This is a genomic window from Ancylobacter oerskovii, assembly GCF_018390555.1.
In the GTDB taxonomy this organism is placed as follows: Bacteria; Pseudomonadota; Alphaproteobacteria; order Rhizobiales; family Xanthobacteraceae; genus Ancylobacter; species Ancylobacter oerskovii.
Genome location: NZ_JAHBGB010000041.1, coordinates 89,544 through 104,683, shown reverse-complemented (window position 1 = coordinate 104,683; position 15,140 = coordinate 89,544). Strand labels below are relative to the sequence as shown.

The 15,140-nt window shown below is 70.1% G+C and carries 12 protein-coding genes; 6 read left to right on the top strand and 6 right to left on the bottom strand.

The window, feature by feature from the left end; translation table 11 throughout:
• The 5 genes from KHC19_RS19135 to KHC19_RS19115 all read right to left on the bottom strand — a co-directional run bounded on the left by KHC19_RS19135 (nucleotide 1) and on the right by KHC19_RS19115 (nucleotide 3,907).
• Nucleotides 1-1,038 carry a peptidoglycan -binding protein gene (locus KHC19_RS19135; protein WP_213354415.1) on the bottom strand — a complete coding sequence of 346 codons (1,038 nt, stop codon included), beginning with the start codon at nucleotides 1,036-1,038 and terminating at the stop codon, nucleotides 1-3.
• Between the two features lie 10 nt (nucleotides 1,039-1,048).
• Nucleotides 1,049-2,131 carry a MotA/TolQ/ExbB proton channel family protein gene (locus KHC19_RS19130; protein ID WP_213354413.1) on the bottom strand — a complete coding sequence of 361 codons (1,083 nt, stop codon included), beginning with the start codon at nucleotides 2,129-2,131 and terminating at the stop codon, nucleotides 1,049-1,051.
• A gap of 133 nt (nucleotides 2,132-2,264) precedes the next feature.
• Nucleotides 2,265-3,053, bottom strand: coding sequence for an inositol monophosphatase family protein (locus tag KHC19_RS19125; RefSeq protein ID WP_213354411.1), 789 nt, complete (start codon nucleotides 3,051-3,053; stop codon nucleotides 2,265-2,267).
• A 165-nt stretch (nucleotides 3,054-3,218) separates the two neighbouring features.
• Entirely contained in the window at nucleotides 3,219-3,602 is a 384-nt protein-coding gene (locus tag KHC19_RS19120; protein ID WP_213354409.1) for a cell division protein ZapA, read from the bottom strand.
• An 11-nt stretch (nucleotides 3,603-3,613) separates the two neighbouring features.
• A complete protein-coding gene (locus tag KHC19_RS19115; protein ID WP_213354408.1) occupies nucleotides 3,614-3,907 on the bottom strand; it encodes a DUF4164 domain-containing protein in 294 nt (97 codons plus the stop codon).
• 285 nt (nucleotides 3,908-4,192) lie between these two features.
• Between KHC19_RS19115 and tkt the strand changes: the two genes are divergently transcribed.
• The 4 genes from tkt to KHC19_RS19095 all read left to right on the top strand — a co-directional run bounded on the left by tkt (nucleotide 4,193) and on the right by KHC19_RS19095 (nucleotide 10,096).
• Entirely contained in the window at nucleotides 4,193-6,190 is a 1,998-nt protein-coding gene (tkt, locus tag KHC19_RS19110; RefSeq protein WP_213354406.1) for a transketolase, read from the top strand.
• A 198-nt stretch (nucleotides 6,191-6,388) separates the two neighbouring features.
• A complete protein-coding gene (gene gap / locus KHC19_RS19105; RefSeq protein WP_213354404.1) occupies nucleotides 6,389-7,396 on the top strand; it encodes a type I glyceraldehyde-3-phosphate dehydrogenase in 1,008 nt (335 codons plus the stop codon).
• A gap of 150 nt (nucleotides 7,397-7,546) precedes the next feature.
• Complete coding sequence (locus KHC19_RS19100; protein WP_213354402.1) at nucleotides 7,547-8,746, top strand: phosphoglycerate kinase; 1,200 nt, start codon at nucleotides 7,547-7,549, stop codon at nucleotides 8,744-8,746.
• Nucleotides 8,747-9,073: 327 nt separating this feature from the next.
• A complete protein-coding gene (locus tag KHC19_RS19095) occupies nucleotides 9,074-10,096 on the top strand; it encodes a class I fructose-bisphosphate aldolase (protein WP_213354400.1) in 1,023 nt (340 codons plus the stop codon).
• 428 nt (nucleotides 10,097-10,524) lie between these two features.
• Here the strand turns inward: KHC19_RS19095 and KHC19_RS19090 are convergent, their stop codons facing one another.
• Nucleotides 10,525-13,041, bottom strand: coding sequence for a carbohydrate-binding family V/XII (locus KHC19_RS19090; RefSeq protein ID WP_213354398.1), 2,517 nt, complete (start codon nucleotides 13,039-13,041; stop codon nucleotides 10,525-10,527).
• Between the two features lie 304 nt (nucleotides 13,042-13,345).
• On the opposite strand from KHC19_RS19090, the gene KHC19_RS19085 reads away from it, so the two are divergent.
• A complete protein-coding gene (locus KHC19_RS19085) occupies nucleotides 13,346-13,981 on the top strand; it encodes a thiamine phosphate synthase (RefSeq protein WP_213354396.1) in 636 nt (211 codons plus the stop codon).
• Entirely contained in the window at nucleotides 13,981-14,952 is a 972-nt protein-coding gene (locus tag KHC19_RS19080) for a tetratricopeptide repeat protein (RefSeq protein ID WP_213354394.1), read from the top strand. Before KHC19_RS19085 ends, KHC19_RS19080 begins: the two co-directional genes overlap by 1 nt.
• Nucleotides 14,953-15,140: the final 188 nt, after the last annotated feature.

Genomic DNA, 15,140 nt, shown 5'->3' with positions numbered 1-15,140 from the left:
TCAGCGCTCCGTCAGCTTGAGCTCGATGCGGCGGTTGCGGTTGCGCGCCTCGTCGCTGTCGGTGCCGTCCAGCGGCTGGTACTCGCCGAAGCCGGCGGCCACCAGATGCGCCGGCGACACTCCCTTGCCGGCCAGATACTGCACCACCGCGATGGCGCGCGCCGCCGACAATTCCCAGTTGGAAGGAAATTGCGGCGTCTGGATCGGCCGGTCGTCGGTGTGACCGTCGACGCGCAGCACCCAGGCGAGATCGGAGGGGATCTCCTTCTCCAGCTGGATCAGCGCCGCGGCGATCTGGTCCAGCGCCGGCAGCGATTCCGGGCGCAGCGAGGCGGAGGCGCGGTCGAAGAAGATCTCCGACTGGAACACGAAGCGGTCGCCGACCACCCGGATGCCCGGCCGGTTGCCGAGGATGGCGTTGAGCCGGCCGAAGAATTCCGAGCGGTAGCGGGTCAGCTCCTGCACCCGCTGCGCCAGCGCGAGATTGAGCCGGCGGCCGAGATCGGTGAGGCGGGCCTGGCTCTCGCTGTCCTTCTTCTCGGCGATGTTCAGCGCCTCGTCGAGCGCCGCCACCTGCTTGCGCAGCGCCGCGATCTGCTGGTTGAGCAGGGCGATCTGCTGGGCGGCGTCGGCGGTGGCGTCCTTCTCGCGCGCCAGCTGGCGGTTCAATTCGGCGTTCTGGCCCTGGGCGGCGGACAGCTCCGCCGGCGCCGAGGCCCCTGCCTCGACGGCATCGAGCAGATCGGAACGCTCCTTCTCCAGCGCCGCGAGGCTGGCGCGCAGGCTGCCGATCTGCGAGGAGGCCTCGTCCTGGCCGGCGCGCTCCAGCGAGAGCTGGTCGGTGAGCGCGCGGATCTGCGCCTGCAGCCGCGCCAGCGCGTCGTCGCGGCCGGAGATCTCCTGGGTGAGGAAGAACTGCGCCAGCACGAAGACCGACAAAAGGAAGATGAAGACCAGCAGCAGCGTCGACAGGGCGTCGACGAAGCCGGGCCAGTAATCGATGGTCCGATCGCGACCGCGGGAGCGTCCCAGCGCCATGTGAGCCTCCTCAGGCCCGCTCGCGATCGCTCTCGCGGGCGAGGCGTTCCAGAAGCTTCTTGATGTCCTTCTGCTGCTCCGCCTGCGCCTCGACCCAGTCACGCACCATCTGCTGCTCCGAGCGCATGTGCTGCACCAGCCCCTGCAGGCTTTCGGCGAGATGCGCCATGGCGGTGGTGACGCGCTGCGAGCCGGCCTCGGTCATGGTGCGGTCCAGCTTGGCGACCGCCTCGGTGAGCTGGTTGAGGTCGAGTTGGGAAAGGCCCTGCGACAGGAAGGCCGACGGCGGCGGCAGCGGCACCGGGCCGAGCGGCGTGGCCGGCGCCGGGGACGCGGGGAGCGGCGCGGGAACCGGCACCGGCTTCACCTTGTCGAGGTCGAGATCATCAACCGTGGTGGCGAGCCAGTCCTCGAGATCGGTGTAGAAGCGGTTCTGCGCCTGCCCGGCCTGCAGGTCGAGGAAGCCGAGCACCAGCGAGCCGGCGAGGCCGAACAGCGAGGACGAGAAGGAGATGCCCATGCCGGAGAGCGGCGCGGCGAGGCCGGTCTTCATCGCGTCGAACACCGAGCCGGAATTCGGCCCGACATCCAGCGAGGCGATCACCCCGCCGATCGAGCTCACCGTCTCGATCAGGCCCCAGAAGGTGCCGAGCAGGCCGAGGAAGACCAGGAGCCCGGTGAGGTAGCGCAGGAGGTCGCGGCCCTCGTCGAGGCGGGTGCCGATCGATTCCATGATGCTGCGCATGGTCATCTGCGAGATCGCCATGCGCCCGACGCGATCGCCGAGCAGCGCCGCCATCGGCGCCAGCAGCACCGGGCTGCGGCGCACCTCGATGCCGGGCTCGATCAGGCGGAACGCGTTCACCCACGCGACCTCCGGCAGCAGCCGGACCACCTGGCGGAAGGCGAAGAGGATGCCGATGGCCAGCACGCCGAAGATGACGCCGTTCAGCCCGGGATTGTAGAGGAAGGCCCGCCAGATGTGCTCGTGCAGCACCGCGGCCAGCGCCGCGCACAGAAGCAGGAACACGAACATCCGCACCAGGAAGATGCGGGGCGAAGACAGCTTGAGGTAGGGGTCGTTCGCGTCCATGGGCGGTAGCCGTCTCCTGCGCGCGGCGGCACGCAAGGGAAGGCGGCCGCCGAAATCACGGCCCGGACTATGCCACAGCGCGCCCGAAATGGAACGCGCTGCTACGGAATTCGCGGGATAATGCGCGGATTTGTCAGGCCTTGCGCAGCACGGCGAGAAGATCGCGGCGGATGCTCTCATTGCCGGCGACGATGTCGCCCTTGGCCAGCATCTTGTCGCCATCCTCGAGATCGGAGACGTAGCCGCCGGCCTCGCGCACCAGGATGATGCCGGCCGCCATGTCCCAGGCCGACAGGTTGCGCTCCCAGAAGCCGTCGAAGCGGCCGGCCGCCACCCAGGCGAGGTCCAGCGCCGCGGTGCCGGTGCGGCGCAGGCCGGCGACGCGCGGGGCGAGCGCGGCATATTCGCGCCCGAAGCCGGCGAGGTCGCCGCGCCCCATATGCGGCACGCCGCAGCAGATGACGCTGTCGGCCAGCGCCCGGCGGGCGGCGACGCGGATGCGCCGGTCGTTCATGAAGGCGCCGGCGCCCTTCTCGGCGATGAACAATTCGTCGGTGACCGGATTGAAGATGACGCCGGCCACCGGCACGCCGTCGCGCGCCAGCGCCACCGAGACGCAGAACAGCGGGATGCCGTGCAGGAAATTGGTGGTGCCGTCGAGCGGATCGATGATCCAGCGATGCGACGTGTCGGTGCCCTCGCGCTCGCCGCCCTCCTCCATGGTGAAGCCGAAGGCCGGGCGCGCCTTGGAGAGCTCCTCGTGCAGGATGCGCTCGGCCTTGCGGTCGGCGTTGGAGACGAAGTTGGCCGGGCCCTTCAGCGAGACCTGCAGGTTCTCGACCTCGCCGAAGTCGCGGACGAGGGAGCGGCCGGCCTTGCGCACGGCGGCGACCATGACGGTCATCAGGGGAGAGCGGATCATCGGGCGGTTCCGGCTGGGGACGGGCGCGGCGGCGACAGGCGCCGGCGCCCGACAGCGACTGGCGGGACTGATGCGAGTGTCCCGTTCCTCTGCCCGTCGCGGGCGGGTACGTCAAGTGCGCGCCGCCCCGCAGGGCCGCCGGCGCCCTTCCCGCCGGCCGGCGCTTCAGCCCATGCCGATATCCGAGGACGGGCTGGTGCCGAGCTCGCGGGCGAGGCGCTCCATGCGTTCGGCGGCCTTGGTGAAGGCGTCCGACACGGTGCGTTCGGCGAGCTCCGAGCGCTGGGTGGCGACCGCGAGCCGCGCCCGCTCCGACGCCAGCTCCTGCTCGACCGCCCGGTGGCGGCGGCGCAGTTCGCTGAGCTCGTCGGCCAGGGTGATCGCCGCCATGACGCTGAGCCGCTGGTCGCCGATCTCGCCGAACGCCTTGCGCAGATCGTCGATGCGGGCATCGACCTCTTGGCCGAGGCGCGAGAGATGCTCCTCCTGGCCGTCGTCGCAGGCCATGCGATAGGCGCGTCCGGCAATGGTGACGGTGACATGAGCCATGACGCCGCCCCTCAGCGCTCGTGGATGCGGTCTTGCGCGGCGAGCACCGCGCGGATGGTTTCCATGGCGCCGCCGAGCCGGCGGGCGACCTCGTCGCTCGCCCCCATCAGCCGCTCGGCCCGCGCCTGCGCCCCGTCGAGCTGGGCGGCGAGGCGCGAGCGGTCGGCGCCCAGCACATGGATCTGCTCGGCCAGCGCCGCTTCCTGGCGCTCGACCTCGAGCCGCCGCTCCACCGCCGCCTCCAGCGCCTCCATGGCGGCGTTGAAGCGCCGCGCGGCGGCGTCCACCGGGGCCGGATCGGTCATGCTGGCTCGCTCCACGAATGCGCCAAAGGCGTGATTCGACTAGATTGGTCCCGCCCCGCGCCGGGCGTCAACCGGCGGAAGCGGTTCCCAACCGGCCCGCCCTTTGACAGGATGGACCGTGATGCTATCACTCGCGCCGTCCATGCCGCAGTGCGGCAGGCCCCGGCCAGGCCGGGGCGACCGCACGCGGAACGCCGATCGCCGCCACGACGCGGCATGCCCCGACGCCGCCTCGCACCCGAACGCACACGCGCCAAACACGCACCCCTGGAGTCACCAGACCTCATGTCGACCCGTGAAAAGCACGATCGCATGGCCAACGCCATCCGGTTCCTCTCGATGGACGCCGTCGAGGCCGCCAAATCCGGTCACCCCGGCATGCCGATGGGCATGGCGGACGTCGCCACGGTGCTGTTCGGCAAGGTGCTGAAATACGATCCGACCGACCCGCACTGGCCGGACCGCGACCGCTTCATCCTCTCGGCCGGCCACGGCTCGATGCTCATCTATTCGCTGCTCTACCTCACCGGCTATGAGGGCATGAGCATCGAGGACATCAAGAATTTCCGCCAGCTCGGCTCCAAGACCCCCGGCCACCCGGAATACGGCCACACGGTCGGCGTGGAGACCACCACCGGCCCGCTCGGCCAGGGCATCGCCAACGCCGTGGGCTTCGCGCTCGCCGAGCGCATGCTGGCTGCCCAGTTCGGCAGCGACCTCGTCGACCACCACACCTATGTCATCGCCGGCGACGGCTGCCTGATGGAAGGCATCTCGGAGGAGGCGATCGAGATCGCCGGCCGCCAGAAGCTGAACAAGCTGATCGTGCTGTGGGACGACAACCACATCACCATCGACGGGCCGACCTCGCTCTCGGTGGCCACCGACCAGCTCGCCCGCTTCGAGGCCTCCGGCTGGAACGCCACCCGCATCGACGGCCACGACCCCGAGGCCATCCTCGCCGCCCTCGAGCGCGCCAGGACCTCCGACAAGCCCTCGCTGATCGCCTGCCGCACCACCATCGGCTTCGGCGCCCCGAACAAGGCCGGCTCGAACGGCGTGCACGGCGCGCCGCTGGGCGCCGAGGAGATCGCCGCCACCCGCGCCGCCCTCGGCTGGGAGGCGGAGCCCTTCGTGATCCCCACCGACGTGCTCGACGCCTGGCGCCTCGCCGGGCTGCGCTCGCGCCAGGCCCACAAGGCGTGGGGCGAGCGGCTGAAGGGCACCGACCACGACACGCGCGGCGAGTTCGAGCGCCGGGTGCGCGGCGAGCTGCCCGCCAAGTTCGCCGAGGTGGCCGCCGGCATCATCGCCAAGGCCCAGGCCGACAAGACCCCGGTCGCCACCCGCAAATCCTCCGAGATCGTGCTGGAGGCGCTCACCGCGGCGCTGCCGGAGATGGTGGGCGGCTCGGCCGACCTCACCCATTCCAACAACACCAAGACCAAGGCCACCTCGGTCTATGTCGAGCCGCCGAAATATGACGGCCGCTACGTCAACTGGGGCATCCGCGAGCATGGCATGGCGGCGGCGCTGAACGGCATCGCCCTGCATGGCGGCTTCATTCCCTATGCCGGCACCTTCCTGGTGTTCGCCGATTATTGCCGCCCCTCGATCCGCCTCGCGGCGCTGATGGGCATCCGCGTAGTCTACGTGTTCACCCACGATTCGATCGGCGTCGGCGAGGACGGCCCCACCCACCAGCCGGTGGAGCAGCTGGCCGCGCTGCGCGCCATCCCCAACCTCACCGTGTTCCGCCCCTGCGACACGGTGGAGACGGCGGAAGCCTGGAAGCTCGCCCTCGAGCACAAGGACGGCCCGGCCGTGCTGGCGCTGACCCGGCAGAACCTGCCGCTGATGCGCACCGACGCCGGCACCGAGCGCTGCCTGACCTCGCGCGGCGCCTATGAGATCGTCCCCGCCTCGGACGACGCGCAGGTGTCGCTGTTCGCCTCCGGCTCGGAAGTCTCGCTCTGCGCGAGCGCCCGCGAGATCCTCGAGGCCGAGGGCATCCCGACCCGCGTGGTCTCGGTGCCGAGCTTCGAACTGTTCCTCAACCAGCCGGAAGAGACCCGCAAGCAGGTGATCGGCACCGCGCCGGTGAAGGTCGCGGTCGAGGCGGCGATCCGCCAGGGCTGGGACGCCATCGTCGGCTCCGACGCCGCCTTCGTCGGCATGAGCGGCTTCGGCGCCTCCGGCCCGGCCCCCAAGGTGTTCGCCCATTTCGGCATCACCGCCGAGAACGTCGCCGCCACCGCCAAGGCCCGGCTCAAGAAGGGCTGAAACGCAGGCCGAAGCACGCGGATCGACGATTAGCCGCACGTCAAAGTCATGAGTGAAGTCATGACTTTGACGCATGCGGCGGTCGCGAGCCCTGCGCCCAAGCCATAACGACGGCGGAGGCGTCTGGTGTCGTAAGGTTGGGCGCGCTATGAGCCTTCTGCTCGTTTGAATAGGAAGCAATTACTCGGGGGTAGACGCATGACGCTCAAGGTTGCCATCAACGGCTTCGGACGCATCGGCCGCAACGTGCTGCGCGCCATCATCGAATCGGGCCGCACCGATATCGAGGTGGTCGCCATCAACGATCTCGGCCCGGTCGAGACCAATGCCCACCTGATGCGCTTCGACAGCGTGCATGGCCGCTTCCCCGGCACGGTGACGGTCGACGGCGACACCATCGACGTCGGCCGCGGCCCGATCAAGGTCACCGCCGTGCGCAACCCGGCCGAGCTGCCGCATGCCGCGCTCGGCGTCGACGTGGCGCTGGAATGCACGGGCATCTTCACCGCCCGCGACAAGGCCGCCGCCCATCTGACCGCCGGCGCCAAGCGCGTGGTGGTCTCGGCCCCCGCCGAGGGCGCCGACCTCACCGTGGTCTACGGCGTGAACCACGACAAGCTGACCAAGGATCATCTGGTCGTCTCCAACGCGTCGTGCACCACCAACTGCCTGGCGCCGGTCGCCAAGGTGCTCAACGACGCCGTGGGCATCGACCACGGCTTCATGACCACCATTCATTCCTATACCGGCGACCAGCCGACGCTCGACACCATGCACAAGGATCTCTACCGCGCCCGCGCCGCGGCGCTGTCGATGATCCCGACCACCACCGGCGCCGCCAAGGCGGTGGGCCTGGTGCTGCCCGACCTCGCCGGCAAGCTGGACGGCACCTCGATCCGCGTGCCGACCCCGAACGTCTCCGTGGTGGACTTCAAGTTCGTCGCCAAGAAGAAGGTGACGAAGGACGAGATCAACGCGGCGATCAAGGCGGCCGCCGACGGCCCGCTCAAGGGCATCCTCGGCTACACCGACCAGCCCAACGTCTCCTCCGACTTCAACCACGACCCGCACTCCTCGATCTTCCACCTCGACCAGACCAAGGTGCTGGAAGGCAATTTCGTCCGGGTGCTGTCCTGGTACGACAATGAGTGGGGCTTCTCGAACCGCATGTCCGACACGGCGGTCGCCCTCGGCAAGCTGATCTGACGCCAAACCGGCCGGGTCGTCGCGAGACGCCCGGCCGTTTCGTTTGCGGGCGCGCGCGGGCGCCTCCCGATTGCCCTTGCGGCACCACAACCCGGCGCCCCGCCGGGAGCCAGCAACCAGGCCGAAGCGCCAGAGCCGGACAGAACGCCAATGACCGCTCCCTCCGCCTTCCGTACCCTCGACGACGCCGACGTCGCCAATAAGCGCGTGCTGGTCCGCGTCGACCTCAACGTGCCCACGGATGCCGGCCGCGTCACCGACGACACCCGCATCCAGGCCGTGCTGCCCACCATCCGCGAAATCGCCGACAAGGGCGGCAAGGTGATCCTGCTCGCCCATTTCGGCCGGCCGAAGGGGGCCGATCCCACGCTGTCGCTGGAGCCGATCGCCGGCGAGGTCGCCTCCCGCCTCGGCCGCCCGGTCGCCTTCGCCCCCGCCACCATCGGCGCGGTGGCCGAGGCGGCGGTCGCCAAGCTCGCGCCCGGCGGGGTGCTGCTCCTGGAGAACACCCGCTTCGACTCGCGCGAGGAGAAGAACGACCCCGACTTCGTCGCCGAGCTGGCGAAGCTGGGCGACCTCTACGTCAACGACGCCTTCGCCACCGCGCACCGCGCCCATGCCTCGACCGAAGGGCTGGCGCACCTGCTCCCCGCCTATGCCGGACGCTGCATGCAGGTGGAGATCGAGGCGCTGGCCAAGGCACTGGAAGCTCCCGAGCGCCCGGTGATGGCGGTGGTCGGCGGCGCCAAGGTGTCGTCGAAGCTGGAACTGCTCGGCAATCTCGTCGCCAAGGTCGACCTTCTGGTCATCGGCGGCGGCATGGCCAACACCTTCCTGTTCGCGCAGGGCAAGGATGTCGGCAAGTCGCTGTGCGAGAAGGACCTCGCCGACACCGCCCGTGAGATCGTCGAGAAGGCGGCGGCCGCCGGCTGCGAGATCGTGCTGCCGGTCGACGCGGTGGTGGCCAGGGAATTCAAGGCGCATGCCGACAACCGCACGGTCGGCGTCGACGGCGTGGCGGCCGACGAGATGATCCTCGATGCCGGCCCGGCCTCGGTGGCGAACGTCGTCGCCAAGCTGAAGACCGCCAGGACCGTGGTGTGGAACGGCCCGTTCGGCGCCTTCGAGCTCGCCCCCTTCGATGCCGCCACCGTGGCGGTGGCCAAGGCGGCGGCGGCGCTGACCGGCGAGGGCAAGCTGCTCTCGGTGGCCGGCGGCGGCGACACGGTGGCGGCGCTCAACCATGCCGGCGCGGCCGAAGGCTTCACCTATGTCTCGACCGCCGGTGGCGCCTTCCTCGAATGGCTGGAAGGCAAGCCGCTGCCCGGCGTCGAGGCGCTGCGGCGCTGAGGCGGGTTCGGCCTTTCGTTAACCACGCCGGTGCATTGTCCCGGCGTATAGTCGGGTCGGGCGGCAGCGCCCGGCCTGAAAGCCACTAGAGCCTCCCCGATCACCCTTGATCGACAACAAGGCGGCCTAGTTTCACGATGCTGGGGCCGGTTCGCGTCGCAGGGCTCGTTCAACCCTGCGGAACCTGCTCCAACTGCCGCATCGGCAGTCGGTCGCGCGCGACAAGGCGCGGACAGGCCGGATGCCGATGCTATAACCGTCGCCGATCGGCCGCGCGGGTTTCGGCCGGCGATATTTTCATGAGTTCGTTTTGCGGGAGACAGACGAATGACGACCAGCCTCGACGAGGTAGCGTATAAGATGTGCGCGAACGGCAAGGGCATCCTTGCCGCGGATGAAAGCTCCAGCACCATCAAGAAGCGTTTCGACGCCATCGGCGTCGAATCCACCTTCGACAATCGCCGCGACTATCGCGAGATGCTGTTCCGCTCCGACGAGGCGATGACCAAGTACATCTCCGGCGTCATCCTGTTCGACGAGACCATCCGGCAGAAGGCCAAAGACGGCACGCCGCTGGTCGAGCTGATCCAGAAGGCCGGCTCCATCCCCGGCATCAAGGTCGACGCCGGCGCCAAGCCGCAGCCGGGCGCCCCGGGCGAGACCATCACCGAGGGCCTCGACGGCCTCGGCGGCCGCCTGAAGGAATATTACGACCTCGGCGCCCGCTTCGCGAAGTGGCGCGCGGTGATCGACATCGGGCCGCATATTCCGAGCTACACCTCGATCCTCGCCAACGCCCAGGCGCTCGCCCGCTATGCGGCGCTGTGCCAGGAGGCCAACATCGTGCCGATCGTCGAGCCGGAAGTGCTGATGGACGGCGACCACGACATCGACCGCTGCTACGACGTCACCGAATGGGTGCTGAAGGAAGTATTCCAGCAGCTGTTCTATGCCCGCATCCGCCTCGAGGGCATGGTGCTGAAGCCGAACATGATCGTGCCGGGCATGAAGTCGCCCAAGCAGGTCTCCTATGAGGAAGTGGCGGAGAAGACCATCCGCTGCCTGAAGAACTGCGTGCCCTCCGCCGTGCCGGGCATCGCCTTCCTCTCCGGCGGCCAGTCGGACGAGGCGGCCACCGGCCATCTCGACGCGATGATCAAGATCGGCAACCTGCCGTGGAACCTCACCTTCTCCTATGGCCGCGCGTTGCAGGCGGCGCCGCAGAAGGCGTGGTCGGGCAAGGCCGAGAACGTCGCCGCCGGCCAGGCCGCCTTCACCCACCGCGCCAAGATGAACTATCTGGCCGCGCTGGGTAAATGGGCCGCCGACGAGGAGAAGAAGGCGGCCTGATCGCCGTCTTCCCCACGCATCGCGACAGGACGCCGCCCTTCGGGGCGGCGTTTTCGTTTGGGGGACGCTTGGGGGATTCGGCGGGACCGGCGTTGCCAGATCGCTCGTGAAGACAGAGGCCGGTCCGCGATGGGGCTCTCCCTCTCCCCAGCGGGGGGAAGACGGGCAGATCGCAGTTCGACGCGACAGGACGCCGCCGGCCGCTCGACCGTCATGCGCGTCGCGGTTTCGCCGGGGAAGGCAGAGCGACGTCATGGCCGGACCTGGTCCGGCCATCCACGCCTTTCGGCCCAACCGGAGCGGCGGCGTTCGAAGACAGCGGCGGCGTTCGAAGACAGACGTGGATGCCCGGGACGCGCCCGGGCATGACGTCATCAGCGAGAGACCCCGTCGAGTTCGGGCGGGAGAGGAAGGAAAGGCATCCGCGTTCAGCGGCGGAAGCCGCCGAACCCGCCGCCATGGAAGCCGCCGAAGCCGCCTCCCCCGAACCCGCCGCGGTCGAAGCCACCGCCGCCGAAACCGCCGCCGCCAAAGCCGCCACGGTCGAAGCCGCCACCACCGAAGCCGCCGCGATCGAAATCGCCGCCGCCCCAGCCGCCGGCGCGGGCGAAGTCGTCGACGCGCTGGTCGCCCCAGCCCTGGAACTGGCGCTGATCGTTCAGCCGGCCGATCTGGCCGGCGTCGGTGTCGCGCTGCCAGCTGCCGTCGGAGGCCTGATGCTGCCAGTTGCCGTCCGAGTACTGGTGGATGGAACCGTCATGGTCGGTGTAGACGTGGCCGTTGTTCCAGGCGACGGCATTGCCGGAATGGACGTTGCCGGCGACGCCGCGGCTGTCGACGTTCCCCTTCCCGTTGTCGCGGGTGACTCCGGTCTCGGAGGCATGGCCGATGCCGGTCGAGGGATTATAGCCCGCCGACTGGCGGCCGGCGGCGAAATTGCCGGTGTAGCTGTTGCCCACCGCGCCGGCACGGGCGCCGCCGAAGGCGCCGGTGTGCGGGTTGTAGTAGCCGCCCTCGCGGCCGCCGGCGAAATTGCCGTTCCACGGATTGAAGGCGCCGCCCGAGCGGCCGGCGAAGTCGGTGCCGCGGGCGGTGACGCCGTTGAACCGGTTGGCCGCCCATTCATTGCCGGTCCAGGGATTGTAGCCCCAGGCATGGGTGACGGTAGCGCTGCCGCCCCAGCGGCCATAGATGTTGGTCTGGTTGACGTTCACGCCCGCCCAGGGCCCGCCCCACGGCCCGACGCCCCAATAGGGACCCCACCACGGCGACATGGCGCCCCAGGCATAGCCGGCGGCGAAGCCGAAGGCGAAGCCCTCGGTCCAGGCGAAGGCGGCGTTGTAGCCATAGGTGTCCGGGCAGCCATACCAGTAGGTGCCGACATAGCCGACGCAGCTATAGCCGGTGCCGTAGACCACGGTGCCGCCCGGCGCCACCACCACGCCGAGATAGCCGGGCGTGTAGCCGACCGTCACCGCGTCCGAGGTCGAGGCGTAGACGCGGACATAGGTCACGTAATGCAGCGGCGAGGAGACCGGGATGGTGTAGATCGCCGCCGGCACCACGTCGGTGATCACCCACGGGCCGGTCGGCGCCGCCGCCACGAACCAGGCGCCCTGGAACAGCGCGTAGTAGCGGGTGGCGTCGAGCTGGATCACCGGGGTGCGGGTGTTCTCGGCATAATTGAGCTCGGTGCCCCGGATCGGCACGAATTTCGGGCTGCCGCCGTCATACTGGATGGTCAGCTGGGTGGTGCGCGCCACGCTGGCGGTCTGCGGCACCAGGGTGGAGATCACCGCCTCCTTCGCCTGCGGCGTGCCGGGCACCGCGACCAGCGCGTTCGCCACCGGATCGGTGGCCGAGATGCTCTTGAACTGCGCCGGCAGCTGGCCGCCCGCCACGAAGCTCCAGGGACCCTGGAGGCTGGCGCCGCGGAACCAGCGGCCGGAAACCAGCACGTAATAGGCGTTGCTGTCCGGGTCCATGATCACCGCATGGTCGGCATTGGACATGCGCAGCAGCGAGGTGCCGCCCACCGGCTCCATGGTGGGGGCGCCGGCGGTGACGACGAGCTCGGCCGGCGCGGTGGAGACGATGATCGCCGGCGGCTGCGGCGGCTTCTTGCCGTCGGCCGGCAGCAGGCTTTCCGCCTGCTGCGCGTAATTGGCCATCGAGCCGGCGGCCTGCAGCGCGTCGGAAGGCTGGGCCAGCACCGCCCACGGCCCCTCGATCGCCTTGGCCTCGTACCAGTAATCCGCCGCCTGCAGGTAGAAATTGCCCGATCCGTCCGCGAGCAGCAGCGGATGGGCGTTGATGACCCGCTGGAAGCCCTGCGCCCCGTTCACCGCCCGCAGCACCGGCGAACCGGCGACCTGCACCAGCAAGGTCGGCTTGTCGACGAACAGCAGCTTCGGCGCGGTGTTCTCGACCGGCTGCTCCATCTCCTTGGTGAGCTGCTTGTTGGCGGCGTAGCTGGTCAGCAGATGGTCGAGCGCCACCGTCAGGCCCTCGGCCGGGATGCGCGCCTGCAATGCCGAGAGGATGCGGCTGTCGAGGTCCGGCTTGGTCGGCACGTCGACGCTGGTGACGGAGATGTTGGACAGCTGCGCCAGCCGCGCCGGCTTGTCGACCGCGACGCGGGCGGTGAAATGCGCGATGCCGTAGGTCGGCGTTCCCGAGGAAGGACCATAGGCGACGGCGGCGCGGCCGCTGATGCGGTCGCCGTCCCAGCTCTCGACCAGCGGCTGGTAGATGGCGAGGGCGTCGCTGCCGATGGTCACGCTGCGCGGCCAGGACAGGCCGACGGCCGCCGTGGGGGACTGGGCCTGGCTGGCGGGCGGCGCGGTCTGCGCGACGACCGCCGCCGGAAGCGCGGCAAGGCCGCCGGCAAGCGCCAGCAGCGCGACCGGGGGGACGCGAAAGGCACGGGACGAAGGGACGGACATGTTTCCTCCACCGGCATTGGGCCGTGACCACGGACGCTCCCGGCAATGGACCGGCGCCGTGCGGCAGGTGCGGCTGCCCTTTGCTTAGCATCGCCCAAGCCCAGCGGCGACGGAAAAGCGCAGTATGACAAGTCTATATACGCAAAGGTGAATCAGCCCTCGCCGCGCCGGCGACGGCCCGCATCGGGACGGCCCGCCCGGGGGAAGTCATTTCAAATTCCGCGGAACTGTTTTAGGACTCGGCTCCGGCCGGGACGCGCGTTTCGGCCGTGCTTTCGCCGCCATCCTGCGACATGGCTCGAACATGGCCCGATCCGACACCATCACCGCTCCGCCCGCCCCGCGCCTTTACCTGCTGTTGCCGCCGCTCGCCGGCGAGCCCGGCCCGCTGCTGGCGCAGCTGCGCGACGTCACCGCCCATGCCGATCTCGCCGCGGTACTGATCCGCCCCGGCGAGGCGGGCGCGAGCGGACTGCGCGACCTCGTCGCCGCCGGCCAGGAGGCCGGCGCCGCCTGCCTCATCGACGGCAATGCGGCACTGGTCGCCGCGACAAAGGCGGATGGCGTGCATGCCGCCGGCATCGCCGCGCTGAAGGGCGCGCTCGCCGCCATGCGGCCGGACGGCATCGCCGGCGTCGGCGACCTTCGGACCCGCCACGACGCCATGAGCGCCGGCGAGAGCGGTGCCGACTACGTGATGTTCGGCGAACCGGACCCGCAGGGACGCCGCTCGCCCTTCGAGACCACGCGCGAGCGGGCGCAGTGGTGGGCGGAGATCTTCGAGACTCCCTGCGTCGCCTATGCCCGCACGCTGGAGGAGGTCGAGGTGCTGGTGGCCGTCGGTGCCGACTTCATCGCCGTCGACAACCTGCTGCTCGACGACCCGGAGAACGGCGCGCGCGCCCTCGCCGATCGGCTCGCGCCGGCGGGAGCGTTCTGATGCGGGCGCGGCACGCCGCCCTCGCGGCCGTGGCGGCGCTCGCCCTCGCCGCCGGCCCCGCTCACGCACAGGCACCGCAGCAGCAGCAACCGGCTGCGGCGCCGGCACCGGACAAGAACGGTCCGCCGCTCGACGCCGCCTATGGCGCCTTCCAGCGCGGCGACTATGCCACGGCGCTGAAGCTGGCGGTCGAGCGGGCGAACACCGCCCAGGATCCGGTCGCCATGGTGCTGGCGGGGCAGATCCTCTCCCAGGGCTACGGCGTGTTCGAGGACAAGGCGGCCGCCCGCCAGTGGTACGAGGCCGCCGCCAGCAGGGGCAATGCCGACGCCCTGTTCGCCATCGCCTCGCTGAAGCTCAAGGAAGCCGGCAACAACGCCCAGCTCAAGGGCGAGGCGGTGCCGCAGCTGCGCGAGGCGGCCGAGAAGGGCAGCGCGCCCGCCGCCTATAATCTCGGCCTGCTCTATCTGGAGGGCGAGGCGGCGCCGAAGGACCCGGCAAAGGCGGCCGACTGGTTCCGCAAGGCGGCGGACAAGGACGAGCCGGACGCGCTCTACGCCCTCGCCATCCTCTATCGCGAGGGCCGCGGCGTGCCGCGCGACGCCATCGAATCGGCGCGCCTGCTGCGGCGGGCCGACGAGGTCGGCCATGTCGTCGCCACCACCGAATACGCCATTGCGGTGTTCAACGGCTTCGGCATGCCCAAGGACGAGGAGCGTGCCGCCACCCTGTTCCGCAAGGCGGCGCTGGCCGGCAACGCCATCGCCCAGAACCGCTATGCGCGCATGCTCTCCAGCGGGCGCGGCGTCGGGCAGGACAAGCCGCTCGCCGCCGCCTGGTACAAGGTCGCGCAGTCGCAGGGCGGCGCGAAGGATGCCGAGCTCGACAAGCTGATCGCCTCGCTGACGCCGCAGGAGCGGCAGAAGGCGGAAGCGATCCTGCGCAAATGGGCGGGCGGCCCCTCGGGCTGAGGGAACCGGCGGGACGGACGCGCGGGACCGGTTTCCCCAGCGTGCCTTGCCCCCGCCGTCTCGCGCCGTTACTCATCGTGGCGCGCCGCGCTCGCAGGGCGCGCCGCGCCGTCTCAGGAGAGTCCGTTTTTGGTCCTTGCCCGTCGACTGCTGCCCCAGGCCCTCGTCCATACGCTCATCGTGCTGCT